The organism is Mesonia profundi (assembly GCF_031085155.1).
Lineage (GTDB): Bacteria > Bacteroidota > Bacteroidia > Flavobacteriales > Flavobacteriaceae > Mesonia > Mesonia profundi.
Genome location: NZ_JAVHUL010000006.1, coordinates 1 through 24,976 on the forward strand (window position 1 = coordinate 1; position 24,976 = coordinate 24,976).

The following is a 24,976-nucleotide window of genomic DNA, read 5'->3' on the forward strand; positions in this document are numbered from 1 at the left end:
AAAGTAGATTTTTTCCTATTTAGACTATCCACAATTTTTGCATAAAACTAAAATCCCACAACTTTTTGACTTGATCCATGTTTTGGGAGTATCGCATTCCATAACTTGTACTCGACTACAAATTATTAACTATTTTATTAACGGTGGTGTTAATAGTTAAGCTAATATTGAAATCAAAAAAGCCGAAAAGTTACTGTTTACGTATCTTTTCGGCTTTGCTCCTCTTCTTGGGCTCGAACCAAGGACCCTCTGATTAACAGTCAGATGCTCTAACCAACTGAGCTAAAGAGGAGTTTATGTCTTTCGCTAGGCATATGATTGCTTAGCGGATGCAAATATAAGCGCTTTTTTAATTTGTGCAAACATTTTTTGAACTTTTTTATTCAAATAACCAACGGTAGACGTCGTTTCCATTGGCAAACAATACCAAAGCTATCAAAATAAAGAAACCTACCACTTGCGCATACTCCATAAACTTATCATTAGGCTTTCTTCCGCTAATTATTTCGTACAATAAAAACATCACGTGTCCCCCATCTAAAGCCGGAATAGGCAAGATATTCATAAAGGCCAAAATCATAGAAATAAGCGCTGTCGTTCCCCAAAAAGCTCTCCAATCCCAAGCGTCTGGAAAAAGATTTCCTATCGCGCCAAAACCACCTACTTGCGTAGCTCCTTTCTTGGTGAATACATATTTAAACTGAGCTGCATAATCGTGTAACGTCCAATACCCGTAATCAAAACCTTTAGAAATGCTTTCTCCTAGGCTATATTCTCTCGTTTGGATGTTGATAGGTTTGCCTTTAGGATAAACGCCAAATTGTTTCTCATCATCTAAGGTAAAAGGAATTTCCATTTTACTACCATCGCGCATCACCGTTAGAGTACCACTTAAAGACTCTAAGTCGGCTTTCTTTTTTTGAAACTCGTGCCACTTTGTAAGCGGTTGCTCATTAAAAGCGATCACCTCATCTCCCTTTCTTAAATCTATCTGCTGAGCTATAGAATTTTCGGTCACAGAATCTATGGTAGTGGAAGCCATTCTGCTAAAGGGCTTCATATGTCCTGCCTTAAACAATTGTAAACCGATATCTTCTGGCACACTAAGTTCTTCTTCAGATCCATCTTGGTGCAACACTTTTACCGTCTCTACACTACGCACCATAAAATGCTGACTAATCGCCACCTGATTTTCAAACGCCTCTCCGTTCACTTCCAAGATACGGTCTCCGTCCTCAAACCCGTATTCATGTAAAGGTTCCGCCACGGCAAAACCGTCTGGAATATCATCTTTAGTTACAAAATCGCTTCCCCAAACAAACAACACCATCATATAGATAAAAAATCCTAAAAGAACATTTACCGTCACTCCTCCCAACATAATAATTAAGCGCTGCCATGCGGGTTTACTTCTAAACTCCCATGGTTGCGGCGGCTGTGCCATTTGTTCCTTATCCATACTCTCATCGATCATTCCAGATATTTTTACATATCCACCCAGGGGCAACCATCCAATTCCGTATTCAGTGTCTCCTATTTTCTTTTTCAGAAGTGAAAATTTCACATCAAAAAACAAGTAGAATTTCTCTACCCGCGTTTTAAAAAGTTTCGCAGGAATAAAGTGCCCTAACTCGTGCAGGACGATCAAAAAAGATAAGCTTAATAATAATTGTATGGCTTTTATCGCAAATGGACTCATAGTCGTAATTCTTAATCCCTCATTTAGGGTTTAATTCTCCGAGGTTCGCTCGTGCCGTTAGGACTAGCTTTTCTCGAAACCTTAAAATAGTTTTTTAATTTACACCTCCCTGTTTGCATGGAGGTTCTTGATTTTTAAAATCGCACAAAAGTAATCTTTTCTTTCCGCTTACAAAAACACAGCCACGCATTCCTTCGTGTTAAAACTATAGAAACATAAAAATTATTAAGATTCTTTGGGCGTTTAGGGCAAAAAAGCCCTACCAGGCTATCCGTTATACCTGCCTGCCCCCTTTCGGCAGGTCTTTTCTTCCGCAAAAGCGTCATAAAAGGATGCCACTACTATCCTTAACGCAAAACAAAAACCTCAACTCATTTCATGCTCTCGGTCAAAGAGCGTATTTTTGCACTACCTAAAATTAAGAGTTCTCATGTTACAATTTTTTGCCAGATATAAGTATTTAGCGATTGTACTTTTAGTGCTTTCGGCCATCATCGTTTCCCTCATCTATCAACAACTTAAACCCGCTCCTAACCTGCCTATTTACCAACCCAGTATGGTAAATGCCGAGTTGGTAGATTCTACCATGCAGTATGTGCGGAAATACCATAAGATCGCCGACTTTAAGCTCGTCAACCAAAACGGAGATACGATCACCCAAGAAGATTACGCCAATAAAATTTATATAGCCGACTTCTTTTTTACCACCTGCCAGACCATCTGTCCCATTATGACAGACCATATGAAGAAAATTCAGGACGAATTTAAAGATGATGACGAAGTGCTTTTACTTTCTCATACCGTAACTCCCGAAATTGATAGCGTACCTCAACTTAAAAAATACGCACTTAAAAAAGGAGTTATCGATGAAAAATGGAATTTGGTCACCGGCGATAAAAAACAAATCTACGAACTCGCCCGTAAATCTTACTTCGTGGTAAAAACCCAAGGTAGCGGCGGTGCCTACGATATGATCCATACCGAGAATTTTGCGCTTATCGACAATCAACGTCGCATCAGAAAGTTTTATGATGGTACGAGCCCAGATGCTATCGACGAATTAATCGAAGACATTGCGACCCTAAAAAAGATTCAAAGCGGCCAAGATTAAGGTTTTAACGATTAAGGCTTTACTAGGTCGTTTTTTTCTTTTACTTTTGCTTGTTTAAATTCAATCTAAATAAACTTTGAAAGTAACGATAGCCGATTTAAAGCGTGGACAACACGGAATCATCAAAGAATTTACCGATGACTCCATCCCTCTAAAACTTTTAGAAATGGGTTGCTTGCCTGGTAATGATGTAGAATTGGTGCAAATAGCTCCTTTTAAGGATCCCCTATACCTTAATATTAACGGAAGCCACTTGGCAATACGAAGGGAAACCGCTATAAAAATAGAAATTGATTTGATAGAATAACATGGCAAAACAAATAAATGTTGCTCTTATAGGAAACCCTAACACTGGTAAAACTTCTGTATTTAATCACCTCACAGGCCTTAATCAACAAGTAGGAAACTACCCAGGAATTACCGTAGAAAAGAAAGAAGGAGTTTGTAAACTTTCGCGCGGCTTAAAAGCTCACATTATTGACTTGCCGGGAACCTATAGCCTTAATGCTTCGTCTTTAGATGAGAATTTAGTCATTGAGCTCCTGCTTAATAAAAACGATAAAGATTATCCAGATGTTGCTGCAGTGATTAGCGATGTCGAAAACCTAAAAAGAAATTTACTTTTATTTACCCAAATTAAAGATTTGGGTATTCCTACCATCTTAGTCATTAATATGGCAGATCGTATGGAGCGCAAAGGTATCAGCATAGATATTCCTAAGCTTGAAGAAAAACTAAACACCAAAATAGCTTTGGTGAGCTCTCGTAAAAAAACAGGCATTGAGGAGTTAAAGGAGCTCATCATCAATCACGGGAGAATCCCTACAGAGCCTTGCTTAAACGCTTCTTCTATAGATCCTCCATATTTTGAGCTTCTTAGAAAAGCCTTCCCTAACCAATCTTTATACAAGCTTTGGCTGGTGATTACCCAAGATGTGAATTTTGGAAACCTTAACCGAAAGGAGCTTAGTGCTTCCCCAGATTTTAGTCTAAAAAAGGAAAGTGAACTCAAACGTCTTCAGCAAAAAGAAACCATAAAGCGCTATCAATTTATTAATGCCGCGCTTAAAGAAACGCTTACCAAAGATCTTAATGCCGCAACAGATTTACGTGCGAGATTAGACCGCGTTCTCACTCATAAAGTTTGGGGTTACGTGATTTTCTTTTCCATCTTATTACTCATCTTTCAGGCGATTTACGATTGGTCCAGTTACCCCATGGATTTTATTGATATGGCTTTCGCCAATTTAAGCGAATGGTCTAAAGAGGCGCTTCCCTCTGGCGTTTTTACCAACCTGATTTCTGAAGGGATTATCCCCGGACTTGGCGGAGTGGTTATTTTTATTCCCCAAATTGCATTTCTTTTTCTCTTTATATCGCTGCTAGAAGAAAGTGGTTATATGAGCCGAGTGGTATTCTTAATGGATAAAGTGATGAAGCGTTTTGGCCTTAGCGGAAAAAGTGTCGTTCCCTTAGTTTCTGGAACCGCTTGTGCGATTCCCGCGGTGATGGCCACACGAAATATTGAAGACTGGAAAGAGCGCCTCATCACCATCTTAGTGGTTCCTTTCACCACCTGTTCGGCTAGGTTACCCGTTTACCTTATTATTATTGCCTTAGTAATTCCCGATGAACGCGTTTTAGGAATTTTTAATTACCAAGGCCTAACCCTAATGCTGCTCTACCTTATTGGCTTTGGGATGTCTATATTTTCGGCTTGGATCTTGAATAAGATTATGAGCCTTAAAAGCAAAAGCTATTTTGTCATCGAAATGCCAGATTATAAGCTACCCTTGTTTAAAAACGTAGCCATTAACGTGATAGAAAAAACCAAAGCATTCGTTTTTGGCGCGGGTAAAATTATTTTAGCCATTTCTATTGTATTATGGGTATTGGCCAGTTATGGACCAGGAGAAGATTTTAATAATGCCGAAGCGGTAGTTACCCAAGAGTATGGAAATGAACTCTCTGAGCAAGAATTTAACAAGCATGTTTCTTCTGTAAAGTTAGAGAATTCGTATATTGGGATTATGGGCAAAGCCATAGAACCCGCCGTTGCGCCTTTAGGTTACGACTGGAAAATTGGCATAGCCATTGTAAGTTCTTTTGCCGCCAGAGAGGTTTTTGTAGGTACTTTAGCCACCATTTATAGCGTTGGAAGTGATGACGAACAAACCATAAAAAATAGAATGGCAGCAGAGGTGAATCCTATCCTTGGCGGACCTTTATTCACCTTTGCCAGTGGAATAAGCTTATTGCTCTTTTATGCCTTTGCTATGCAGTGCATGAGTACGTTAGCGATTGTAAAAAGAGAAACGAATTCATGGAAATGGCCTACCCTGCAGTTGGTGATTATGACTGCGATTGCCTATATAGCCGCGTTGGTAGCCTTTCAGGTTTTAAAATAGATTCAAACGGAGCAGGTTCGTAAGAAATCGATCCTAAAAATGTAGGTTGATTTAAAGGCAATGCTCCCAAAATAATTAATCCTCACCTCGTGAGTAAATTAAATGGAGAAATTATGTTACAAGAAATTTTAGTTATCCTTACTTTTCTAGTCGCTCTTATTTATTTGATTACCAAACTCGTTTGGACGCCTCCTTTCCTAAAAAAGAAGGTGAAATCTGGCGATTGTGGTAGTGATTCTAGTGGGTGCGGATGTTCTTAACCTCTCTCTTTTCTTTAGGCAGATGTTCTGTCACCTGAAGAGAATAGGTCAGGTTTTCTTTTTCTGAAGAAGCAGGATACGGATTCAGTTGATAAATAAAAATACTCTTCGTTTTAGCAATCGCTACCTCTATAGGGTCGTTTTGAAGCGAATTCCCCTTGAAGGTAATCTCCTTTTGACCTATTTCTTTGCCGTCTTTGCACCACATCACTACGACCTTAGCCTGCCCTGCCCAAACACACTCGGTGCCCGTAGGACAGCGAGAATCTTCAGTTACTTTTACAAAATCAAAGCTAAAATCCTCATGCACCTGTAAGGACTTCCCCATTTCTAGTTTCTTTACAATAACAGGTGGTGTTACTTTTTGTTGAGCTTGTATAGAAAAACTCATACCTATAATTCCGATAAGAAGGATCATTTTTTTCATAGCCATAAATATAGAATAAATTTTAATGCGATACATCATCCCAAAGAAGATCCTAATTCCTACCTCTTTTAGCTTATCCATAACATTTACCAAAACCCAGAATTCAATCTAAGAAGTTAATGTAAATTCGGTTTCTACAATGTTTCGGTAATTTTAATGTCTACAAAGAGAAAAAAAAGAAATTCTTTTTATTGGATTCAATTTAAGTGATAAATCGAATGATTTCAAATTTACACCTCAGTAAATTTTCACACAAACAAACCTCCAACTGACATAGGATACGAAAATAAACATTCATATTCACAATAAATAACTTTAATTTTACTATATTAACATATATATCTATTTATTATGGTATTTTTAACACAGCTTAGGTATGGAAACTGCTGAATAAATACAGGAGTTACTATTTAATTAACTAAAAAATATATTATGTACACTTCTACCCACAAACACTTTCAGACTCGTATTTTATTGACCTTTTTTTCACTAATTACCTTCATAAGCTGGTCACAAGGATTTGAAGATTTCACCAATTCAAGTGCTGGCAGTAGTTATTCAAACAATTCTTTTACAGGAAATAATAGCATCACCTGGACGTATGTTGAGTCTCGAAATGCCAATGGAGATGCTAATAGTGCAGGAATAAACCTTCCCGCCTTAATGTTGCGAAGATCCTCAGATGATAGTAAAGTAACTTCAAGTACCATTCTTAATGGAATAGGAAACTTCAGCGTAAAGCTCTATAAGGGGTTTACGGGTAGTGGAGATCGCCAAGTAGAATTGTTTGTGAATGGGACTTCTTACGGGACTTCAACTCCTTTTGATGATTTTGACGCACATCTTTTTGAAGTCAATAATATTAATGAATCTGGAGGGGTTATTATCGAAATTAAAAATATTACTAGCAAGCAGGTAATTGTAGATAATATTACATGGACAAGCTTCGGAGGAGGTGGAGCAAACGCCAGTCCTTTTATTGCGAATATTGAACAAATTCCAAGTAATAATAATGTTACTTCTTCAGACAACGTATTGGTTTCTGCTGATATAGTTGATGCTGACGGGATTGCTTCGGCAGAAGTGCATTGGGGTACTACTAGTGGAAATCTAAGCAACAGCATTGGGATGATATTAGACACCGGAGACAGTTATTCTACGACAAGTGCTATTCCTGCACATGCAGACGGTACCATTGTATATTATGAAATTGAGGCCACCGACAACAACGCTACTCCGCTAACGATCACTAGCTCAGAACAAAGTTATACCGTTAAGGATCCAATCCCTTTTAGCATTCCTTATGTAAATGGATTACGAGATCAAAATGATTTGGATGAGGCTATTGATTTTGGTTTCGAATTTAATAATACCACACTAAAAACTTCTGCGGGGGGTTATATGAAAATCGAAAACGGAAGCATCGTTTCTCCAGCTATAGATTTCTCTGCTTATGATGTGCTTAGCGTGTCTTTTGATATGAGCACTTTTGGAGGAGATAACGAACAAGAACTTAGTATTTTAGTTTCCAACGACAATGGCTCTACTTATACTTCTATCGAAAATTTTCTCACTCCCTCAAATTACCTAACATTTGAGTACACCATAGACCTATCTTCTTTAAATGGAACCAACGGCCGCATTAAATTTGAAATGACGGGAGGCTCAAGTTCTATTCGTTTCAGGGATTTTAGTATCTATAGACAATTTGTGTATTCTAATGGAGCCTGGACTCCATTTAATCCTGATGGCGTTGCCCTGAACACTGATGATTTACGTATCGCAGATGGTACAGCCGTTTTATCTATCAACAATTCGGTAAATAATATTACTATCAATACAGGAGCAAGCTTAGAAATTGAAGGCATTCTTACGATTGCAGGAGACATTACCAACGACGGAGATATGGTCTTTAAGAGTACCGCTACCAGCGATGGAGAATTGGCAGCAGTCCCTGCAAGTTCTACCATTACAGGAGTTTTTACTGTAGAGCGTTACACGAGTGCCAATAGAGCTTATCGTTTTGTAAGTAGTCCTGTAACGACAAGTACTTCTATTCACGACAACTGGCAAGAAGGAGCAACAAGTGCTACCGATAATCCAGCACCAGGTTTTGGAACACACATTACTGGAAGCACCACCGACCAACAAAATGGTTTTGATGGGACAGTAACCGGAAACCCGTCTTTATTTAGGTTAGATGCAGTCAATCAATCTTTTGTGGCTGTTACTAATACAAATGTGAATACGGTAAATGCTGGAGAAGGCTACTTACTTTTTGTGCGTGGGGATAGAAGCATAGATCTAGGAAGCAATGACTCGCACTCTTCCACTACGCTGCGTACTAAAGGCATACTTTTTACTGGCACTTTTACAGAAAACTCTCTCGTAAACAATGTTCAGGGAGAATTCAATTTAATTGCAAACCCTTATCAAAGTGCAGTGAACATCAATACTGTAATTGCAGATTCTCAAAACTTGAACAGCATTTTCGCCTATGTATATGATCCTACTTTAGGAACCAATGGAACTTATGTAACTATAACTCTTTCAAATGGCAGCAATACCGCTGGCTCTTATGCAAATGGATTTTTACAGCCTGGACAATCATTACAGGTGGCCACTGCAAATGATGGTCCTACTTCTATTGTTTTTAACGAAAATGCTAAAGCTCCGGGTAACCATACTTCAACATTTAAAAATACTAAGCCTGCGGTTGAAAATCCACAGATTATTGGGCAGCTTTTTATAACAGAAAATTACACGGCGGGAGGTGTTACCCATGACAGCTTCGGAATTTATTTTTCTGAAGAGCTCAGCAATGAAGTGACTCAAGATGATGCTGTAAAACCTTTCAACTTCACCGAAAATCTTGGAATTGTAAATGGAGAGGAGATTCTTAGTATCGAGCGTAGAGCTCTTCCGGTAGAAGAGGAAGAGATTCAGTTCTTTAGCAACAATTATAATCATAGCGATTATACTCTTCTATTGAACATTGAGCAAATGCAAGACATTAACGTTTTCTTAAAAGACAATTACACTCAGGCAGAAGTTCCATTAGAGAATGGAGATAATGTGTATGCTTTTTCGGTAAGTCAAGAAATTGAAGCGAGTTTATCCAGCGACAGATTCAGTATTTATTTTGCAGAGGATGGACTTACTGTAGAAAATGCAACCCTAAATTATGGGATTGAGCTTTATCCAAACCCAACAAAGCCTGGTGATGCTTTTTATATGACCACCGGGAGCTTTGAAGGAGATGGCGTACAAGTAAGCATTACCGATATCTTCGGAAAAAGAGTCTACCAAGCAGAGCAAGAATTTAGTAACACCAAAGTAAGTATCAAACCAGAAAATCCGTTAAGCAGCGGCGTATATTTTGTACAGGTTTCTCAAAATGGGAAAAAGGTTGTCAAGCGATTGATGATTAGATAAACCCATTCATTTTGAATCAAAACTAGACCGTTTTCACCTTCTTATTTTTCAGAAGAAAAACGGTCTTTTTTATTCGATAGTTTTTAATTCCTAATTTTGAATTTTACAATAGTATCACTGTAGCTACTGTCTTTCCGATGAAGGAGGGATTTTTTGGATTGGAAAATGCAGATTAACGATGGGAGATTTTCAATTTCAGTTTCGAGTTCAACTTCAATTTCAATTTCTCACCTCTCCCTTCTAATTACTAGACACTGAACACTAATTTCTCCCTTTTAACTTTCAGCTTTATAGAAAGAATCGTACCTTATTTTTTTAACCCTAAATTTAATCTATTGAACTCTTACCACCTATATCTCGACTTAGTGTCGTTAGATGAAACTGAAAACAATTCAGAAAAAAACAATACCATTTTGCTTGTTTCCGCAGCAGAACAACTTCAGGAAAAATCATTAAATCCGATTCTAACTCAAAAAGTGAAAACCGCTTTTCAAGAAGAAAAGGATAAAGTGATGAGTTATGTGGATGAGGCTCAAAATTTTTTAGTGAGCCTCACCTCTACAGATGTGGAAAAAAACAGAACCCTAGGAATTGCTCTGTACAAAGCTCTAAGCAAAGAGAATGTGGAGACTTCACGCCTGCAAGGTTTAAAAAACCTTTCTCCAAAGCAACGCAAAGCCTTTTTAGAAGGACTGGTTTTAGGAAGTTATCATTTTGGGTCTTACCTCAAAAAACAAGATAAAAAGAAATTAACCGTAAACGTACCGAGCCACGACTTTACCGAAGCCCACGTACATGAAGTGCTGCAGGTAGCCAAAGCAGTAGCGCTTACACGGACTCTAGTGAATGAGCCGCCAAATAAATTGGATTCTGTCATGTTTTCTGAACGAATTATAGAAGCTGGGAAAAACTGCGGTTTCACAACCGAAACGCTTCACAAAGAAGAAATTGAAAGCTTAGGCATGGGCGGATTATTGGGCGTTAACCAAGGATCTGAGGTTCCTCCTACCTTTAATATTATGACGTATCAACCTAAAGATGCGGTAAACACATCACCCTTACTATTGGTAGGAAAAGGAGTTACGTTTGATACCGGAGGTTATTCTCTAAAAGTGGGTGGTTCTATGACTACCATGAAATCTGATATGGGTGGAGGCGCCACCGTCGTTGGAATTATGGCTGCGATTGCCTTAAATCAGCTTCCGTATCACGTGATAGGAATTGTTCCTGCCACCGATAATAAAATTGACGGAAAAGCGCTCTTGGTAGATGACGTCATTACCATGATGGATGGCACCACCGTAGAAATTCAAAATACAGATGCCGAAGGGAGATTAATCCTCGCCGATGCGTTGACTTACGCTAAAAGATATAATCCAGACTTAGTGATTGACATCGCTACCTTAACAGGAGCTGCTGCGGCTATCACAGGTTCGTTTGGGATTGCTATGGCTGGGAATCAACAAGAGAAAATGAATAACTTAAAAAAATCAGGGGATGCCACTTATGAGAGATTGGTTCAGCTTCCTTTCTGGAAAGAATATGGAGATCTTTTAAAAAGTGAGGTCGCCGATCTTAAAAATATTGGAGGTCCCGTAGGTGGCGCTACCACTGCTGGTAAATTTTTAGAGCATTTCACAGATTATGATTGGATTCACCTAGATATTGCTGGACCAGCCTTCTTAAAAGAGGCTAAAGGATCGCTTCCTTCTGGCGGAACTGGAGTTGGTGTAAGACTTGTCTATGATTATATCCAAAATCAAATCCGTAATAAGGCTTAAGTTTTAAAAAATCATCTTGCTCTTTCCCCTCTAAAAAGGAGGGACAGGGGGGGGGGTAAAAAGAGTGGAATCATAATCATAAATAGCTCTAAAAATAGATCGTTAATTAATGCCAGTGTTAACCCTGCTTAATGGTGCTTCGATGATTTTTGATGAAAAATTTTACACGCCTATCCAATCGTGGAGAAAGACTATTTTATGAGGAAAAATGTTATTCTCGATACACCTCGAAGTTTCGAGCCAATCGAATTGACACATTTTTCTTAGCTTGAAATCAGGTATAAATAAACATCCAAATCAAATGGCACCAGATCAAGATCGTTTAGAAGCTTTACAATGGAGTTTTGAACTCCTAGCTTTAGAGAATTCTAATCCTAAAACAAATCAATCTCCAGCAGACTTAAAAAAAGCCTTGGTGCAGTACATAGATCGGTTGATTATAGATGATTTTAGTTTGCTGATTAGCCTCTTGTATCGCATTGACATTCCTCAAGAAAAAGCGAGTCTTGCTTTAGCTGAAAAAAATGAAACTACTTCCGCAGGAGAAGTTTTGGCAGAACTGATTATTCAGCGGCAGCTACAAAAGATAAAAACGCGAAGAGCTTATCGCGAAGGTAAGCTGTAACGGATCGCTACCCTCTAAATAAGAAAAACTTAGTTTTCAATTCCTCAATGGCCGTTTCTTTATTGGTTGTGATATACCTTAAAGCTTCCTGTGTAAACTCCTCGCCTTTTGGAGTTAGAGATGCAATTTGATTAGAAATCTGAATCAGGTTATTCCTTTTGGCAAGATCTAAAACCGTTCTTGCCTGTACTTTTTGCCAATTGATGTGATCTTGTAAATGATTCACGTGGCGTTCTTTGGAATCTGAATGGTTTTGCAAATGCAGTAAAAACACCAATAAAGAAACCTCTTTCCGCTGCTGACGTTCCCTAAAATACACCGAAAAAACACCTTGCTGGGGAGCGAAGAGATACACTAGGAAAAATAAGATTCCTAAGACTGTTGTCATCGAACCTGCAATGGAAGCATCCAAAAGGTTAGCCATCCAATACCCTGCAATAGCCGAAAACACCCCAAATAAACATGCCAAGACCAGCATTTTTTTGAGATCATTGGTAAGTAAATAAGCGGTTGCCGCCGGCGCAATAACTAATGCAACAACCAGAACGGCGCCTACAGCATCAAAAGCACCCACAATAGTTACTGAAGAAACGGTCATAAGGCCGTAATGTAAAATCATTGGCGAAAAACCCAAAGTGGCTGCCAGTCCTTTATCAAACGTGCTTAGTTTTAATTCTTTAAAGAAAAGTATGAGTAACGAGATACTAATTAGTAAAATGGTTCCAATAACCCATAGTGATTTAGGTCCTATATCTGTACCACCAACTTCTAATCGGTCAAAAGGCGCAAAGGCCAGTTCTCCTAGTAAAACCGCATCAATATCTAAATGTACATCATTGGCGTTTTTAGCGATGAGAATTACCCCAATACTAAACAAAGCTGGAAAGACCAGTCCTATGGCTGTGTCTGCTTTTACCAAACCTGTCTTTTGAATAAATTCGACCATGACCACCGTGATGACTCCCGTTAAAGCAGCCAATAAAATAAGTAAAGGCGAATTGAGATCTTGGGTAATAAAAAAGCCCAATACAATTCCTGGCAAAATGGAATGACTAATGGCATCACTAATCATAGCCATTTTTCTAAGGACAAGAAAAGTACCCGGGATCGCACAAGCCATAGCCACTAATGCTGCAATAAGTTGAATTTCTACTTGTATACTAGTCATGACTTTTCCCTAATTCATTATACATCGTTGAAGCCTGATCATAACCTTTATGCGTCATAGACCATTCATTACCTGCGATCTTGATCAATTCTTGCTCCTCTAGCTTAGTGAGGGTTTTTTTGGTAAAGCCTTGAAAATTATTTAGAATTCTTATGGCGTGAGGGTGCGTAATATCGTCATGATTCTTTACGATACGGTACATAAAAGTGAGCGTCTTTTTAAGGTGTAATTCCTTTCGGTTTTGACGAAATCTTAATTCCCTAAACAATATTCCTCTACTTGGAGAGAACACAAAAGAAATCAATACAAATCCTGCTGCTACCAATACGATGACTGGTCCTGTAGAGAGGTTGTCTTGACTTGCACTAATCGCGGTTCCAAAAACACCAGAAAAAGCACCAAATATAGAAGCCAAAATAATCATGGTTCCTAAACTGTTAGTCCATTGCCGCGCTGCCGCTGCTGGAGCAAGTAACATAGCACTCATCAAAACCACGCCAACGGTTTGAAGCCCCATTACAATGGCTAATACGATAAAACTTGTAATAAGAATATCTAAGAATTTGGTATTAAAACCCAAGGTTTTGGTGTAGTCGGCATCAAAAAGCAGCAACTTTAATTCTTTCCAAAACAACAGTAAAACAATAAGACTTACTCCGGTTACAGTCGCCATCACCCAAACATCTTGCTCTACCAAAGTGGCGGCTTGCCCAAACAAGTATTTATCTAATCCCGCTTGATTGGCATTGGGCATTTTTTGAATAAAGGTGAGCAGCAGCATTCCAAAACCAAAAAATAAAGAAAGAATCAAGCCCAAAGCCGTATCACTTTTTAATCGGGTTCTTCTTACAATTCCTTTAATCCAAAAGGTTCCTATAAGTCCGCTAATTAAAGCGCCTATCAAGATAAGATTGGCATCTTTAACGCCGGTAAGAATAAAAGCTAGGGCAATCCCAGGCAAGGAAGCGTGGGAAATGGCATCTCCCAGCAAGCTTTGTTTCCGCAAGACGGCAAAACTACCCAGCATCCCACAAATCGCACCCAAAACCGTAGTTCCCAAGGTAATGGTACGCAAGGTGTAATTAGTAAAAAAATCGCTTAATTCCATGCTAAAATTTCTCTCTCTTTCTGAAATTTATTCTCGTGCTAAAACCGATTACTGAGTAACGGCTACTTTATAATTAATCCCGTAAGTCTTGGTAAGGTTATCATCATTAAAGATGTCTTTTACTTTTCCGGAAGCGATTCCCTTCACATTTAAGAAAGTCACCCAGTCAAAATATTCGGGTACGGTTTGTAAATCGTGATGTACCACAATAAGGGTTTTTCCCGCTTTTCTTAATTCTTTTAAAATATTGATAATGGCTTTTTCGGTGGTCGCATCTACGCCCTGAAAAGGCTCATCCATTAAGTATATGGAAGCATTTTGCACCAAAGCCCGCGCTAAAAAAATACGTTGTTGCTGTCCCCCACTAAGCTGACTTATTTGACGGTCTTTAAATTCTAACATTCCTACTTTTTCCAAAGCCTCTAAGGACGCTTTCTTCTCTTTCTGTCCGGGACGCTTGATCCAACCCAAGCTACCGTATGTTCCCATCATCACTACATCTAATGCGACCGTAGGAAAATCCCAATCTACACTTCCCTTTTGAGGCACGTAAGCGACCTTGTCTACTTGTTTTTTATAAGGTTTTCCAAACACTTTAACGCTTCCCGCGATGGGTTTTATAATTCCTAAGATAGATTTAATGAGCGTAGATTTTCCGGCCCCATTAGGACCAACAATGGCCATAAGAACCCCTTCTGGTACGACGAGATCAATATCCCATAACACAGGTTTATAATCATAGGCTACGGTAAGGTCATCTATTTGTATGGCTGGAAGTTGATCTTTCATTTGCTCTTATTTTAATGCGTTAACAATAGTGTTTACATTGTAAGAAAACATACCTATATAAGTCCCTTCGTCAGTTCCTGCGTTTCCAAGCGCATCTGAATATAAGGTGCCACCAATTTGCACATCAAAACCTTCTGACTTTACCGCTTGTTGCAAAGCTTCAATGGTTCTTTTAGGAACACTGGTTTCAATAAAAATGGCTTTTACTTTTTTTTCAATAATTAATTCGGCTAAGTTTTGCACATCCTGTACGCCTGCTTCGGTCGCTGTACTCAATCCCTGTAAGCCCACCACCTTAAATCCATATTCTTCGCCAAAGTAATTAAAGGCATCGTGCGCCGTCACCAAGATGCGTTTTTCTTTAGGCAGGCTAGCAATAGTTTCTCGTACCTCTATTTCTAACCCCTCTAATTTTTTTAAATAAATATCTTTATTCTTTTTATACAGCTCTGCATTCTTTGGATCTAATTCGCTTAAATGCTGAGTAAGATTGACTGTAATTTGTTTCCAGTATTCAATATTGAACCAAATATGCGGATCAAAACTAGAAGCAAAATATTCAGACCCTATTAATTTCTTTTTATCCAAGACCTCAGCTAAAGCAATGGTATTGGTGGTTCTTCCCATTTTTTCAAACACATCTACCAGTTTTCCTTCTAGGTGTAAACCGCTATAAAAAACCACATCGGCGCGCGTTAATTTAGAAACATCTCCTTCACTTGCTTTGTATAAGTGGGGATCTACGCCGCTTCCCATCAATCCTTGCACCTCAACCGCATCGCCTCCAATATTATGCACCAAATCAGTAATCATCGTGGTGGTGGTTACGATATTGAGTTTATTGGGATCATTAGCTGGAGCGTCTTTGCAAGCTGTAAAAAGAAGGCTGCAACAAAAAAGTAAAAGAAAGTGTTTCATAGGTATTTTGGTATGCCAATTAATAGATTAGATGCGGATTTCAATCTTCCACATAAATATGATCTGTTGCTGTTTTTGAAAGTGAAATCTCCTTTTCATCAACCTTAATGGTCATGCTTTCATCAAAACTTTCTATCTGCAAGACTTCAATGGATGTATCCATACCTATTCCCTGTCTGTCTAAATATTTCAAAAAAGAAGAACTGGTGTCGTTAAAACCTTTACAAACGGCACGATTTCCTGCTTTTAATTGAGACAATCGTTTTTTAGCGGCTTTGGGTAAGTTTCCATTGGCATCTGGAATAGGATCTCCGTGCGGATCATAATGGGGTCTGCCCAAAAATTTATCCAATTCTTCTACCAATTTGGCCGACTTTATATGCTCTAATTGTTCTGCCACTTCGTGAACTTCATCCCACTTAAAATTTAAGCGCTCTACCAAGAAAGATTCCCATAGACGGTGTTTTCGCACCACCGATAAGGCTTGGTTTTTACCAAGCTCGGTTAATTGTACGCCATAGTATTTTCGATAATCCACCAGACTTTTATCGGCCAATTTTTTAACCATTTCGGTTACGGAAGCTGCTTTGGTATTCAATAATTCAGAAAGACTACTGGTAGAGACTCCATCATTGGTTTCTTCCTGCAAATGAAATATCGCTTTTAAATAATTTTCTTCAGACTGTGTAAACATATAATTTAAATAAAGCTCAAAGATACATTATATATTTTGAAATAAACTTTTAGCTTATCCTAAATAAAATTTAAACAAGAACTACCTCCCAATTAATCAAGACAATAAATCCTTTTCAAGAAGACTTCCGTAAAGCTTTTATTGTACATATCACTCCTATTTTAGTGATTTTATAGCTAACGGAGATTCATATTATATAGCTTATCTATAAAATTATTCAGACAGCTATATTTAATTTTAAGCTATATTAAATTATATATTTCATTACTTTAAATATTATTTTTAGCTTTGCCTAAAAACAATAAAACCATGAAAAAATTATTCCTTTTACTTCTATTTCCCCCAATGCTAGGCCTGGCTCAAGAAAAGATGAGCCTTCATGGGAAAGTAACCGATGGCGATAAACCTATACCTTTTGCGAATATTAGTGTAACCAACTCCTTCATTGGAACTGCCGCGGATATTAATGGAGCCTATGAATTAAAAATTCCGAAAGGGAATTACTCCATTCAAGTGCAAGCAGTTGGTTTTAAGAGCCTTCAGCAAAACATAAATACGGAAGAGTATATCCATACATCGCTTAATTTTAGTCTAAAGACAGATTTATTAGGCTTGGAAGAAGTGGTTGTGACTGGTACTCGGACAGAAAAACGTCGCATAGATTCTCCCGTAATTGTCAACTTGATAGATAGTAAAACGCTTGAAGAAGTAAGCGCAACAGACCTATCTGAAGGTTTACGATTTCAGCCAGGTTTGCGCGTAGAAGTAGATTGTCAAACCTGTAACTACAGCCAGATTCGTATGAACGGTTTACAAGGAGGTTACTCACAAATCCTCATTAACGGACGTCCTATTTTTAGTCCGCTTACGGGTTTGTATGGCTTAGAACAAATCCCTGTAAATATGATTGAGCGCATAGAAGTGGTTCGCGGTGGTGTTTCTGCACTTTATGGATCTAGCGCTATTGGCGGAACGGTAAATGTAATTACTAAAACTCCGAAGCAAAATAGTTACAGCGCCAGTTATACCTATCAAAACATAGATGGCAAGACTAACCAAAGTCTTATTAACGGAAATGCAACCGTAGTCAGTAAAGCGTATAATGCGGGAGCAACTTTTTTTGTAAGCAGCAGAAGAAGAGAAGCTTTTGACGCCAATGGAGATAATTTTTCTGAACTCCCAGAACTAAAAGATAATTCCTTTGGAATGAATGCTTTTTATCTTCCCTCTGAGAATTCAAAATTAGAAGTGAGTTTTAGCAGTTTATACGAATACCGTTACGGGGGCGAAATGATAGATAAGCCAGCTTATTTGGCTCAACAGAGTGAAGAGCGAGATCATCATGTATTGATGGGAAGTGTAGATTATCAACTTAATTTTAATGAAGATAAATCCTCTTTTATTGCCTATTATGGAGGTCAACGTACAGACCGTGATCATTATACAGGGATCATCCCCGATGATGAGCAAGAAAAACAGGTTTTTTTTGCTGCTCCCCCTTATGGAATTTCTGAAGTGATTACTCATCAAGGAGGTACCCAATTAAATCATAAATTTGATCAATTCTTAGGAGGTACAACCGTACTTACAGGTGGTGTGGAATATGTGTATGACCATGTTTTTGATGAGATTGAAACCTATAATTATGAAATCAATCAGACCACAAAAAACTTGGGAGCCTTTCTACAAAACGATTGGGATGTTTCTAAACGCATTAATTTTCTTGCTGGATTTCGATTAGATAAGCACAATCTGTTAGATTATGCTGTATTTAGTCCGCGGCTCTCACTGCTATACAAGCCTCAAGAAAACACTCAGTTTCGCTTAGGTTGGGGAACAGGTTTTCGTGCGCCTCAAGCATTCGACACCGACCTACATATCGCTTTTGCAGGTGGGGGAGTTTCAAGAATTTCTTTAGCCGATGATTTAACAGAAGAGCGATCCAATAGTTTTACGGCTTCTGTAAATTATGATAAAGCCACAGAGCATTTTATCGCTGGGTTTACCGTAGAAGGTTTCTACACCAAACTTAATGATGCTTTTTATCAAGCTCCTCTAGGTCAAGATGAATTTGGAGAACGGTTTGAAAAAAGAAATGGAAGCGGTGCAACCGTCAAAGGTTTTACCGTAGAAGCTAGATTAAATTATGACTATTTGATTGAATTGGAAGCTGGGTTTACCCTTCAATCTAGTTCATTTAATGACGCTGTTGAAAATATTGAGGGCCTTCCAGCAAAACGCCAATTCCTAAGAACCCCTGATGATTATGGGTACGCGACCCTTACTTACAGTCCTACTAAAAAGCTGAAAGCAAGTGCAAATTTACTCTATACGGGTGCTATGGATATTATCCATTTTTCAGGTCCAGGAACCGGACAAGATGTAGATGAATATGATGTTACCCCCGTTTTCACGGAACTTGGGATGAGACTTTCTTATGACTTTAATCTTCCAAATTTAAGTACAGGACTTAAGCTTTATGCGGGTATTAAAAATATCACTAACAGTTATCAAAATGATTTTGATTTGGGGAAAAACCGAGATAGCGATTATATATACGGGCCCGCAGCGCCACGTACATTTTTTGTAGGACTAAAAATAAATTCTTTATAAATGTTGAAATTTCTGAATAGTTATAGCATTACTTTTTGTTTGATTATGTTAGTCCAAACCGCTTTTTCGCAACAAGAGAAAGCGGTCAACTGGCTTAGCTTTGAACAATTGGAAGATTCATTAGCCGTGCACCCTAAAAAGGTTTTTATAGACTTTTACGCCAATTGGTGTGAGCCGTGTTTAAAAATGCAAAAAGAGGTGTTCCCAGATAAGAAAGTAATAAAAATGCTTCAAGAAAACTTTTATGCGGTTAAGATGAACGTAGAAACAGAAGACACTATAGTTTTTGGAGGCCAATCTTTTGTGAATGAAAGAGGAAATAGGAGAAACCCCATTCATCAAATTCCACTGCTCATGGCTAGACAAAAGAACATAGCTTTCTCGCTGCCCGCCGTGGTATTTTTAGATGAAAATTTTAAAGCTACTGCGCGCCATTTTCAATACCTAAATGTAAAGCAGCTGCTGAGTATTTTAGAAAAACAAAAAAACCTATAGCTTAAAAGACAAAAGAAGTTGAAGTAAATTCTCTTAAGCTTCCGCGGAAGTCATCACGCAAAGCATCAAAATTCAACTCATTAATTTGAACAAACTTCTAAAATCAATTATTTGAAGCAAATTTTAAGAGAAATTAATTTTAAGTAAATCTGAGGAACTTAAGTTTTGTTGATCCCAAACTTTGGTTGTTCATGAATTGGCTCCTACTTTATAGAAGGGGCCAATTTTATTTATGATCGGGAAGCTTGAGGTACAAGGATAAAATTGTTAAATCAACACCTTATCAAATTTAAAATCAGATTTACATTCCTCTTTCTTTCTGAATTTGCTCATAAGCCTCTTGCACCTTTAAGAATTTCTCTTCGGCTCCTTTTTTATAGGCTTCATCCATTCCTTGTAACTTATCAGGATGGTATTTTTTAGCCATGGTTCTAAACGCTTTTTTCACTTCCGCATCGGTAGCGCTTTTCTCGATTTCCAAAATTTTATAAGCACTTGTAGCATCGGCAGATTTTACAAACATGGCTTGGATGCTTTCAAAATCACGTCGGTTAATTTGCAAGTAACCCGCAATTTTCTGCAATTCATATAATTCTGCCGAAGAGATATGACCATCTGCTTGGGTAATTCCGAAGAGAAAATGAAGAATTTGCAAGCGCACCTCGTAACTAGTTCGAGAACGCATATAAGCACAAATTCGCTGAGGTTCAATTTGCCTGTTTTTAATCACCTCATTAAAGGTTTTAAAAGTCGCATTGGCTCTTTCCTTACCGTAGGACTGTACAAAATAAGAACGCACATAATCCAGTTCCCGCTGATTCACTTTCCCATCGGCTTTAATCACGACAGAGCACAAGGTGAGCAAATTCAGCTCAAAATCTCCCATAGAAACATTTTGTGCTTTTTGCTGCTGAAAGATATCTTGAAAGCCTCCACCGCTTCCTTTTACCCGCTTTCCTTTTAAGAAAGCTTCCACAAGACTGCCCAATAAAAAACCAAGAATGGCTCCCGGCCATCGCATATAAACCATTCCTAAAATGGCTCCAATCCACTTAATCATACTTTTCACTTTGAAATGCAAATATATAAGCTTCTGTGGTTTTATGGCTAAGAATAAAAATAACCTATCCATGTATTCATAAATGAGATATAGGATGTGCGTAGTTTTTGGTATCTTTGGACTTTATAATTTGAACAAAAAAAATCGAAATATGTATCCAGCAGATTTAGTTAAACCTATGAAAGAAGAATTGACTTCTATAGGTTTTGAAGAATTACAAAGTGCAGAAGCCGTTGATCAAGCTATTCAACAAGAAGGAACTACCTTAGTGGTTGTGAATTCGGTTTGTGGGTGTGCTGCATCAAATGCAAGACCAGGAGCAAAAATGTCTTTAGAGAATAGTAAAAAACCATCGCATTTGGCTACGGTATTTGCCGGTGTAGATAAAGAAGCTACAGAAAAAGCACGTGCTCATATGGTACCTTTTCCTCCAAGTTCGCCTTGTATGGCCTTGTTTAAGGATGGAGAATTAGTGCATATGCTAGAGCGTCATCACATTGAGGGACGACCTGCCGAAATGATTGCAGAAAACTTAAAAGACGCTTACAACGAATACTGCTAGGCGAAACTAAAAGAGAAAATCTAAGGTCGTTCAAAATATGAACGACCTTTTTTTGTTATGCAAGCACAATTGTTTTAAAAAAATAATGAGCATGGCTCTAATTTAAAACTTATTTTTGCGTTTTAGACGTTGTTTTAGTTATGAATACTATTTTATCCTACCCCATTTCTGTGCTCTATTACTTCTGTTTTGGATTGGTGTTATTGATTTTTCATCCCATTCAATGGATTTGCTTCAATGTATTTGGTTATCAAACCCATAAAAAAAGTGTAGATTACCTCAACTTTTTTTTATTGCGTTGCCTTAATGTTTTAGGAACTAGAATTACGTTTGAGAATGATCAAAAATTTAATAAAGACGTTCCGCATATTATTGTTGCCAATCACCAAAGCCCTTATGATATACCGCCTATATCTTGGTATTTAAGAGAAATTCACCCTAAATTTATCAGTAAAAAAGAGTTAGGGAAAGGGATTCCTAGTATTTCCTATAACTTAAGCCACGGGGGCTCTATTTTGATTGATCGAAAAAACCCAAGACAATCTTTACCCGAAATCAAGAAATTTGCACAATATTTGTTGGATACTAATAGAGCCGCAGTTATTTTTCCGGAAGGCACCCGAACTAAAGACGGAGCACCCAAAGAATTTTCTCCTACCGGATTAAAAATGTTGTTTAAATTTTGCCCAGAGGCTGTTGTAGTTCCAGTAACCATAAATAACTCTTGGCAAATTGTGAAAAGAGGTCAATTTCCCTTAAGTTTGGGAGTACACCTAAAATGCAAAGTTCAACCCACCTTAAAGGTAAGTGATTATTCTACGGAAGATTTGATAAAAAAAGTAGAACATATCATCACTAGAGATATTAAAAATTTATAAATACAAACTCACATGGATCCTCAAAAAAATATAAGATTAGAAGTAATGCAGCAATTGGAAAGTAAGGTCGATGGATTTATTGACCAATTCCTTATTCCTGTAGAAGAGATTTGGCAGCCTACAGATTTTCTGCCTAACTCTCAAGGAGATGGCTTTTATGACGAAGTAACCGAAATTAGGGAGCTTGCAAAAGAACTTCCTTATGATTTTTGGGTAGTATTAGTAGGGGATACCATTACCGAAGAAGCTTTGCCTACCTACGAATCTTGGTTGATGGATGTAGATGGTGTAAGCCAACAAGATGGCGGAACTTCTTGGTCTAGATGGGTACGTTATTGGACGGCCGAAGAGAATCGTCACGGGGATGTGCTTAATAAATACCTCTACCTTTCGGGAAGAGTAAATATGATTGAAGTAGAGCGTACTACGCAACACTTGATTAATGATGGTTTTGATATTGGAACCGATAGAGATCCTTATAAAAACTTTGTATACACGAGTTTTCAGGAATTAGCAACCTATGTTTCTCACAACCGCGTAGCCAAATTGGCTCGTAATTATGGAAACAAATCTTTGGCAAAAATGTGTAAAATCATTAGCGGAGATGAAATGCGCCACTATAATGCTTACAGTACGTTTGTAGATGAAATCTTTAAAATAGATCCTAGCAATATGATGATTGCATTTAAGGATATGATGAAGAATAAAATTGTGATGCCTGCGATGTTCTTAAGAGAATCTGGCGATAGTATGGGCGGTGCTTTTGATGAGTTTTCTAATTGTGCACAACGTATTGGAGTGTATACAGGGAACGATTATATTGATATTATGAAGCGATTGATTGTGCGTTGGGATATCGAAAAATTAACCGGTCTTAATGAAGAAGCCGAAAAAGCTAGAGATTTTGTAACCAAGCTTCCTGCAAGAATGGAGCGCATCCAAAGCAGAATAAAAATTTCTGATGAGATTACTCACTTTAAATGGGTAAACCCTGCACTTACTAAATAAATGCAAAAAGAATCTAAAGTCATTCAAGCCACCAAAGCTTTTGTAAAGAATGAATTACAACATGCCGAAGGTGGCCACGACTGGTTCCACATAGAACGTGTCTACAAAAATACCTTACAAATTGCTGCACAAGAAAAAGTGAACCTAGAAATTGTATCTCTGGGTGCGCTTTTACACGATATAGCCGATTCTAAATTTTATGATGGAGATGAAAGCATTGGACCTGAAAAAGCAAGCACTTTTTTAAAAAGCCTACATCTTAAAGAACCTGTGATAACGCACGTAAAAGAAATTATTAAAAATATCTCTTTTAAAGGCGGAAGCATTCAACAAACCTTTACTTCTCCAGAGCTTAATGTGGTTCAGGATGCCGATAGACTCGATGCCATTGGCGCCATTGGTATTGCACGTACTTTTAATTATGGAGGTTTTAAAAACCGAAAAATCTACGACCCTTCCATCGCTCCGAAACTAGATATGAGCAAAGAAGAATACAAAAAAGGAGAAAATCCTACCATCAACCATTTTTACGAAAAACTCTTACTGTTAAAAGACCGCATGAATACCAAAACGGGTACTAAAATGGCCAAGCAACGCCACGAATTTATGGAGTTGTATCTAGAGCAGTTTTACGCTGAGTGGGAAGGAAAGCGTTAAAACAATGTATACTGCGGATTTTTAAGTTCTAAATAGTGGCTTTTATCTAATGCTGGAATTTCCTTTACGGAAGAAAAGTATTTACCTCTAGCTATTTTAAACTGAAGCGCAATTTGCTTAGCAAACTCCCCTTCTCCCTTCATCCGAGTTCCAAACCGACTATCATTCAGATTTCCTCCGTGGCAAGCTTCAATTTGATGCAAGACTTTTTCGGCTCTATCGGGTAATGCTTTTTCAATCCAATCTTTAAAAATTTCCGCGATAGCGCCATTTAAACGCACTACTGTATATCCCACAGACCTAGCTCCCAACTCGCTTACTTTTTTTACCAAAGGCAAAATTTCATGACTATTGATGCTAGGAATAATGGGTGCCATCATTACACTTACAGGAATCCCGTGCATAGAAAGTTCTTCCACAGTTTTTAAACGTTGCTTTATGCTCGCCGTTCTAGGTTCTAACAACCTACGTGTTTCTTCAGACAAAGAAGTGATAGAAATATTCACCCTAATGAGGTTAAGCTGAGCCAATTCTTTTAAAAGATCTAGGTCTCTTAAAATAAGGCTATTTTTAGTGATGATTCCTGTAGGATGCTTATATTGAAGCATCACTTCCAAACACTGCCGAGTAATTTGCAATTTGCGTTCTATGGGTTGGTAACAATCCGTATTTCCAGAAAAAACAATAGCATCACCCTGCCAGTTTTTAGTCTTTAGTTTTTGCTCCAATAATTGCGGCGCATTTTTTTTAACTAAGATTTGTTTTTCAAAATCTAAACCCGCACCATAACCCCAATATTCGTGTGTATTTCTCGCATAACAATAAATGCAACCGTGTTCGCAACCTTGGTAAGGATTGGCTGAATATCCCATACCCACATCTGGACTTTTTACTTTGTTAACAAAGCTCTTGGGAAAGACTTCCTGAAAATGGGTTTGTTGATCTTGAGGCTCTTCTCCTTCTTTATGGCAGTATTCCAAATATTCGGGATCTACGGTATGCTCGTGTTCCTGAAATTTGTTATGCGCATTTTTCTGCGCACCCCGACCTTTGATATAAGAAGTAGACATAAAAAAGTCAAAGTTAATTTATTTAATTGGATAAATTCCTCTTTTAAGGATTATTTCCTATAAAAACGATATTCTATTTTAAAATGTAAGTACAAATCAAACTCTCTCCTTTATTTTCTAAATACCCTAATATGAAATAACACTAGACTTAAAAATCATCAAAGCAATGCAAAATCAAGTCTTATGTCTATTAGCCTCCGCCCGAATGAT

At 37.9% G+C, this 24,976-nt stretch carries 21 protein-coding genes and 1 tRNA gene; 12 read left to right on the forward strand and 10 right to left on the reverse strand.

All coding sequences use genetic code 11. The features are described 5' to 3' along the window. Window positions 1–218: 218 nt before the first annotated feature. Window positions 219–292 (reverse strand) — tRNA-Asn (locus tag RBU60_RS03315). 87 nt (window positions 293–379) lie between these two features. After that, entirely contained in the window at window positions 380–1,699 is a 1,320-nt protein-coding gene (gene rseP, locus RBU60_RS03320; protein WP_308863244.1) for an RIP metalloprotease RseP, read from the reverse strand. Window positions 1,700–2,129: 430 nt separating this feature from the next. Here rseP and RBU60_RS03325 point away from each other — a divergent pair, with 430 nt between their 5' ends. The 3 genes from RBU60_RS03325 (at window position 2,130) to feoB (ending at window position 5,218) form a co-directional block, all read left to right on the forward strand. Next, the gene (locus RBU60_RS03325; protein WP_308863245.1) at window positions 2,130–2,810 is read left to right on the forward strand and encodes an SCO family protein; all 681 of its coding nucleotides are present in this window, start codon (window positions 2,130–2,132) and stop codon (window positions 2,808–2,810) included. 76 nt (window positions 2,811–2,886) lie between these two features. After that, window positions 2,887–3,117 carry a FeoA family protein gene (locus tag RBU60_RS03330; RefSeq protein WP_308863246.1) on the forward strand — a complete coding sequence of 77 codons (231 nt, stop codon included), beginning with the start codon at window positions 2,887–2,889 and terminating at the stop codon, window positions 3,115–3,117. Between the two features lies 1 nt (window position 3,118). Beyond that, complete coding sequence (gene feoB / locus RBU60_RS03335) at window positions 3,119–5,218, forward strand: ferrous iron transport protein B (protein WP_308863247.1); 2,100 nt, start codon at window positions 3,119–3,121, stop codon at window positions 5,216–5,218. A gap of 237 nt (window positions 5,219–5,455) precedes the next feature. Here the strand turns inward: feoB and RBU60_RS03340 are convergent, their stop codons facing one another. Then, on the reverse strand, window positions 5,456–5,986 hold the full coding sequence (locus tag RBU60_RS03340) for a hypothetical protein (RefSeq protein ID WP_308863248.1): 531 nt from the start codon (window positions 5,984–5,986) through the stop codon (window positions 5,456–5,458). 351 nt (window positions 5,987–6,337) lie between these two features. On the opposite strand from RBU60_RS03340, the gene RBU60_RS03345 reads away from it, so the two are divergent. The 3 genes from RBU60_RS03345 (at window position 6,338) to RBU60_RS03355 (ending at window position 11,746) form a co-directional block, all read left to right on the forward strand. Further along, the gene (locus RBU60_RS03345; RefSeq protein ID WP_308863249.1) at window positions 6,338–9,340 is read left to right on the forward strand and encodes a T9SS type A sorting domain-containing protein; all 3,003 of its coding nucleotides are present in this window, start codon (window positions 6,338–6,340) and stop codon (window positions 9,338–9,340) included. 335 nt (window positions 9,341–9,675) lie between these two features. Further along, a complete protein-coding gene (locus RBU60_RS03350; RefSeq protein WP_308863250.1) occupies window positions 9,676–11,121 on the forward strand; it encodes a leucyl aminopeptidase family protein in 1,446 nt (481 codons plus the stop codon). Between the two features lie 301 nt (window positions 11,122–11,422). Next, window positions 11,423–11,746 (forward strand): hypothetical protein, encoded by a 324-nt coding sequence (locus RBU60_RS03355; RefSeq protein WP_308863251.1) that lies wholly within the window; start codon window positions 11,423–11,425, stop codon window positions 11,744–11,746. 7 nt (window positions 11,747–11,753) lie between these two features. Here the strand turns inward: RBU60_RS03355 and RBU60_RS03360 are convergent, their stop codons facing one another. From RBU60_RS03360 to RBU60_RS03380, 5 genes are read right to left on the reverse strand one after another with little or no spacing between them, the layout of a single operon-like run. Beyond that, complete coding sequence (locus tag RBU60_RS03360) at window positions 11,754–12,914, reverse strand: metal ABC transporter permease (RefSeq protein ID WP_308863252.1); 1,161 nt, start codon at window positions 12,912–12,914, stop codon at window positions 11,754–11,756. Next, a complete protein-coding gene (locus tag RBU60_RS03365) occupies window positions 12,907–14,022 on the reverse strand; it encodes a metal ABC transporter permease (RefSeq protein ID WP_308863253.1) in 1,116 nt (371 codons plus the stop codon). Before RBU60_RS03365 ends, RBU60_RS03360 begins: the two co-directional genes overlap by 8 nt. A gap of 48 nt (window positions 14,023–14,070) precedes the next feature. Further along, entirely contained in the window at window positions 14,071–14,811 is a 741-nt protein-coding gene (locus RBU60_RS03370) for a metal ABC transporter ATP-binding protein (protein ID WP_308863254.1), read from the reverse strand. 6 nt (window positions 14,812–14,817) lie between these two features. After that, a complete protein-coding gene (locus RBU60_RS03375) occupies window positions 14,818–15,729 on the reverse strand; it encodes a metal ABC transporter solute-binding protein, Zn/Mn family (protein WP_308863255.1) in 912 nt (303 codons plus the stop codon). A gap of 40 nt (window positions 15,730–15,769) precedes the next feature. After that, window positions 15,770–16,423 (reverse strand): metal-dependent transcriptional regulator, encoded by a 654-nt coding sequence (locus RBU60_RS03380; protein ID WP_308863256.1) that lies wholly within the window; start codon window positions 16,421–16,423, stop codon window positions 15,770–15,772. 309 nt (window positions 16,424–16,732) lie between these two features. On the opposite strand from RBU60_RS03380, the gene RBU60_RS03385 reads away from it, so the two are divergent. Continuing rightward, complete coding sequence (locus RBU60_RS03385) at window positions 16,733–19,036, forward strand: TonB-dependent receptor (RefSeq protein ID WP_308863257.1); 2,304 nt, start codon at window positions 16,733–16,735, stop codon at window positions 19,034–19,036. Next, window positions 19,037–19,531 carry a thioredoxin family protein gene (locus tag RBU60_RS03390; RefSeq protein ID WP_308863258.1) on the forward strand — a complete coding sequence of 165 codons (495 nt, stop codon included), beginning with the start codon at window positions 19,037–19,039 and terminating at the stop codon, window positions 19,529–19,531. It begins immediately after the preceding gene. A gap of 301 nt (window positions 19,532–19,832) precedes the next feature. On the opposite strand, the gene RBU60_RS03395 is transcribed toward RBU60_RS03390, so the two are convergent. Beyond that, window positions 19,833–20,591, reverse strand: a complete 759-nt coding sequence (locus RBU60_RS03395) for a TerB family tellurite resistance protein (protein ID WP_308863259.1) — start codon at window positions 20,589–20,591, stop codon at window positions 19,833–19,835. 151 nt (window positions 20,592–20,742) lie between these two features. Here RBU60_RS03395 and RBU60_RS03400 point away from each other — a divergent pair, with 151 nt between their 5' ends. The 4 genes from RBU60_RS03400 to RBU60_RS03415 all read left to right on the forward strand — a co-directional run bounded on the left by RBU60_RS03400 (window position 20,743) and on the right by RBU60_RS03415 (window position 23,696). Beyond that, window positions 20,743–21,153 (forward strand): BrxA/BrxB family bacilliredoxin, encoded by a 411-nt coding sequence (locus RBU60_RS03400; protein ID WP_308863260.1) that lies wholly within the window; start codon window positions 20,743–20,745, stop codon window positions 21,151–21,153. A gap of 140 nt (window positions 21,154–21,293) precedes the next feature. Next, window positions 21,294–22,031, forward strand: coding sequence for a lysophospholipid acyltransferase family protein (locus tag RBU60_RS03405; RefSeq protein ID WP_308863261.1), 738 nt, complete (start codon window positions 21,294–21,296; stop codon window positions 22,029–22,031). 12 nt (window positions 22,032–22,043) lie between these two features. After that, on the forward strand, window positions 22,044–23,039 hold the full coding sequence (locus tag RBU60_RS03410) for an acyl-ACP desaturase (protein WP_308863262.1): 996 nt from the start codon (window positions 22,044–22,046) through the stop codon (window positions 23,037–23,039). Further along, on the forward strand, window positions 23,040–23,696 hold the full coding sequence (locus tag RBU60_RS03415; protein WP_308863263.1) for an HD domain-containing protein: 657 nt from the start codon (window positions 23,040–23,042) through the stop codon (window positions 23,694–23,696). Here RBU60_RS03415 and RBU60_RS03420 read toward each other — a convergent pair. Continuing rightward, entirely contained in the window at window positions 23,693–24,766 is a 1,074-nt protein-coding gene (locus RBU60_RS03420) for a PA0069 family radical SAM protein (RefSeq protein WP_308863264.1), read from the reverse strand. The genes RBU60_RS03415 and RBU60_RS03420 overlap by 4 nt on opposite strands. Window positions 24,767–24,976 lie beyond the last annotated feature (210 nt).

Coding starts and splice junctions, on each gene's coding strand:
- rseP (WP_308863244.1), bottom strand. CDS start 1,699: ATGAGTCCATTTGCGATAAAAGCCATACAATTATTATTAAGCTTATCT.
- RBU60_RS03325 (WP_308863245.1), top strand. CDS start 2,130: ATGTTACAATTTTTTGCCAGATATAAGTATTTAGCGATTGTACTTTTA.
- feoB (WP_308863247.1), top strand. CDS start 3,119: ATGGCAAAACAAATAAATGTTGCTCTTATAGGAAACCCTAACACTGGT.
- RBU60_RS03340 (WP_308863248.1), bottom strand. CDS start 5,986: ATGGATAAGCTAAAAGAGGTAGGAATTAGGATCTTCTTTGGGATGATG.
- RBU60_RS03345 (WP_308863249.1), top strand. CDS start 6,338: ATGTACACTTCTACCCACAAACACTTTCAGACTCGTATTTTATTGACC.
- RBU60_RS03355 (WP_308863251.1), top strand. CDS start 11,423: ATGGCACCAGATCAAGATCGTTTAGAAGCTTTACAATGGAGTTTTGAA.
- RBU60_RS03360 (WP_308863252.1), bottom strand. CDS start 12,914: ATGACTAGTATACAAGTAGAAATTCAACTTATTGCAGCATTAGTGGCT.
- RBU60_RS03365 (WP_308863253.1), bottom strand. CDS start 14,022: ATGGAATTAAGCGATTTTTTTACTAATTACACCTTGCGTACCATTACC.
- RBU60_RS03370 (WP_308863254.1), bottom strand. CDS start 14,811: ATGAAAGATCAACTTCCAGCCATACAAATAGATGACCTTACCGTAGCC.
- RBU60_RS03375 (WP_308863255.1), bottom strand. CDS start 15,729: ATGAAACACTTTCTTTTACTTTTTTGTTGCAGCCTTCTTTTTACAGCT.
- RBU60_RS03380 (WP_308863256.1), bottom strand. CDS start 16,423: ATGTTTACACAGTCTGAAGAAAATTATTTAAAAGCGATATTTCATTTG.
- RBU60_RS03385 (WP_308863257.1), top strand. CDS start 16,733: ATGAAAAAATTATTCCTTTTACTTCTATTTCCCCCAATGCTAGGCCTG.
- RBU60_RS03390 (WP_308863258.1), top strand. CDS start 19,037: ATGTTGAAATTTCTGAATAGTTATAGCATTACTTTTTGTTTGATTATG.
- RBU60_RS03395 (WP_308863259.1), bottom strand. CDS start 20,591: ATGATTAAGTGGATTGGAGCCATTTTAGGAATGGTTTATATGCGATGG.
- RBU60_RS03400 (WP_308863260.1), top strand. CDS start 20,743: ATGTATCCAGCAGATTTAGTTAAACCTATGAAAGAAGAATTGACTTCT.
- RBU60_RS03405 (WP_308863261.1), top strand. CDS start 21,294: ATGAATACTATTTTATCCTACCCCATTTCTGTGCTCTATTACTTCTGT.
- RBU60_RS03410 (WP_308863262.1), top strand. CDS start 22,044: ATGGATCCTCAAAAAAATATAAGATTAGAAGTAATGCAGCAATTGGAA.
- RBU60_RS03415 (WP_308863263.1), top strand. CDS start 23,040: ATGCAAAAAGAATCTAAAGTCATTCAAGCCACCAAAGCTTTTGTAAAG.
- RBU60_RS03420 (WP_308863264.1), bottom strand. CDS start 24,766: ATGTCTACTTCTTATATCAAAGGTCGGGGTGCGCAGAAAAATGCGCAT.